1 protein-coding gene is annotated in these 2,929 nt (G+C 75.7%); it reads left to right on the top strand.

Going from position 1 to position 2,929, the window contains the following annotated elements; genetic code table 11:
- Positions 1 to 2,825: SCO1167/SCO6262 family helicase (locus QWM81_RS28970; protein WP_290115469.1), on the top strand; the 2,825-nt coding region annotated here is incomplete at its 5' end.
- Between the last annotated feature and the right edge of the window lie 104 nt (positions 2,826 to 2,929).

Below are 2,929 nucleotides of genomic sequence, written 5' to 3' on the forward strand. Positions count from 1 at the left end.
GCGCCGGGGCGGGCGCCGGTACCGGCACGGACGCGGGGGCCGGGGCCCGCGTCCGCAGCGCGGTCGGCTGCTGGCCTGGGACGGGCGCCCGCGCCGAGACCGGGGCCGACTCGGGCGACGGCGCTCGGGCCGGGATCGGCGCCGGCACGATCACGGTCGTGCGGGCACATGGCGCGGGGATTCGCAGCCGTACCGTTCCCGCCGTGGTGCTGCCCATCGCCGACGCCCTGCCCGTGCTGGTCGCCGCCCGGCACGACCGCGCCGCACACCCCGCTGCCGCCTGCTGGGGCGCGGCCGCCCTGCACGCCCTCCACCTCGTCGGCCGCGGCCGGTTGCTGCCCGGGCTGACCGTGGACGACATGGACGCCTGGCGGGCCGGCCCCCTGGACGCCGACGACATCGCCCACCTGCGGGCGATCGCCGCCGCCATGCCGTACGAAGCGCATGCCGTGCCCGTCGCGGGCCTGCGCCCGCTCCAGGTGCCGGAGCCCGAAGCGCTGGTGCGGGCGTTCCTCGACGCGGTCGCCGACACGCTGCCCCGTACGCCGGCCGCCGCGTACGCCGCGGGGGCGCCGTTCGCGGCGCGCGCCCCACAGCACCTGCCCCGCGCGCGTGCCTGGGCAGCGGAGGCGGCGGCCGGTATGGACGCCGGAGTCCGGGTGTCGCTCCGCCTCGACCTGTCCGGGTACGAGCTTTTCGACACCGTCCAGGACGGCGGCGACGAGCGGCCGGCCGCCGCCGCGCTGGTCCAGGTCCACAGCCTCGCCGACCCCACCCTGGTCGTCGACGCGGCCGTGCTGTGGGCGGGCGAGGGCACCGAGCACTTCGGCCCACGCGCGCGGATCGACGCCGTGCTGGCGCTGCGGCGCGCGGCCCGCGTGTGGGCACCGCTCGCCCGGCTGCTGGAGCGGGACGTGCCCGACGTGCTGTCGCTCACCGAGGACGAGCTGTACGAGCTGCTGGGCCCCGCCGCGGCCCGGCTCGACGCGGCGGGCGTCACCGTGCACTGGCCCAGGGAGCTGGCCCGGTCCCTGACCGCCGCCGCGGTCGTCCGGCCCGCGCCCGGCTCGGCCACCGACGGCACCACGTTCTTCGACAGCGAGGAGCTGCTGAGGTTCAACTGGCAGCTGGCCCTGGACGGTGACCCGCTGACCGAACGCGAGATGGACGCCCTCGCCGAGGCGCACCGCCCCATCGTGCGGCTGCGCGACCAGTGGGTGGTCGTCGACCCCGCGCTCGTACGCAAGGCGCGCAAGCGCGAACTGGGCCTGCTGGAGCCGGTCGACGCGCTGGCGGTGGCGCTGACCGGCACCGCCGAGGTGGACGGCGAGACGGTGGAGGCCGTCCCCGTGGGCGCCCTGGCGGCGCTGCGCGACCGGCTCATGTCGGGCCACGGCGCCATCGACCAGCCGCCAGGCCTGGACGCCACCCTGCGCGACTACCAACTGCGCGGCCTGGCCTGGCTGGACCTGATGACCTCCCTCGGGCTGGGTGGCTGCCTCGCCGACGACATGGGGCTCGGTAAGACCGTCACCCTCATTGCCCTGCACCTGCGCCGCGCCCGCCGCGCCCCCACCCTCGTGGTCTGTCCCGCCTCGCTGCTCGGCAACTGGCAGCGGGAGATCACCCGGTTCGCACCCGGCGTGCCCGTACGCCGCTTCCACGGCGCCGACCGCAGCCTGGACGGCGTGGAGGGCGGCTTCGTCCTCACCACGTACGGCACGATGCGCACCAGCGCCGAGCGGCTGGCCGCGCACGAGTGGGGCATGGTCGTCGCCGACGAGGCCCAGCACGTCAAGAACCCGTTCTCCGCCACCGCGAAGGCGCTGCGCACCATTCCGGCACCCGCGCGCGTCGCCCTCACCGGGACCCCCGTCGAGAACAACCTCTCCGAGCTGTGGGCGCTGCTCGACTGGACCACCCCCGGCCTCCTCGGCCCGCTGAAGGCGTTCCGCTCCCGGCACGCGCGGGCCGTCGAGAACAGCGAGCAGATCGAGAACGGCGAGGCGGTCGAGCGGCTGGCCCGGCTGGTCCGCCCGTTCCTGCTGCGACGCCGGAAGTCCGATCCGGGCATCGTGCCCGAGCTGCCGCCCAAGACGGAGTCCGACCACCCCGTCGCCCTCACCCGCGAACAGGTTTCGCTCTACGAGGCGGTGGTGCGCGAGACGATGGCGCAGATCGAGGGAGCGGAGGGCATCGCCCGGCGGGGGCTGGTCATGAAGCTGCTGACGTCCCTCAAGCAGATCTGCAACCATCCGGCGCAGTACCTGAAGGAGGAACCGGCCAGGCTCGCCGGCCGCTCGGGGAAGCTGTCCCTGCTCGACGAGCTGCTCGACACGATCCTGTCCGAGGAGGGCTCCGTCCTGGTCTTCACCCAGTACGTGAGCATGGCGCGGCTGCTCACCGCGCACCTGGCGGCCCGCGCGGTGCCGTCCCAACTGCTGCACGGCGGGACGCCCGTGGCGGAGCGTGAGCGCATGGTGGACCGGTTCCAGTCGGGCGAGGCCCCCGTGTTCGTCCTCTCCCTGAAGGCCGCCGGCACCGGCCTGAACCTCACCCGGGCGGGCCACGTCGTGCACTACGACCGCTGGTGGAACCCGGCCGTCGAGGAGCAGGCCACGGACCGTGCGTACCGCATCGGCCAGACCCAGCCGGTCCAGGTGCACCGGCTGATCGCCGAGGGGACGGTGGAGGACCGCATCGCGGAGATGCTGCTGGCCAAGCGGGCACTGGCCGACGCGGTTCTCGGTTCCGGGGAGGCCGCCCTGACCGAGCTGACCGACCGCGAGCTGGCCGACCTCGTCTCCCTGAGGAGGCTGTCATGACCCCCCGCCCGCCCGCCACGCCCGGCCCCCGCCCCGGGCCCGGCCCCGGCGCAGGGCGCGGGTTCGGCCCCGGCCCCGGGCCCGACCACGGCCACGGTCTCGGC

The sequence above is a fragment of the Streptomyces ficellus genome, from assembly GCF_030406405.1.
Classification (GTDB): Bacteria; Actinomycetota; Actinomycetes; order Streptomycetales; family Streptomycetaceae; genus Streptomyces; species Streptomyces ficellus_B.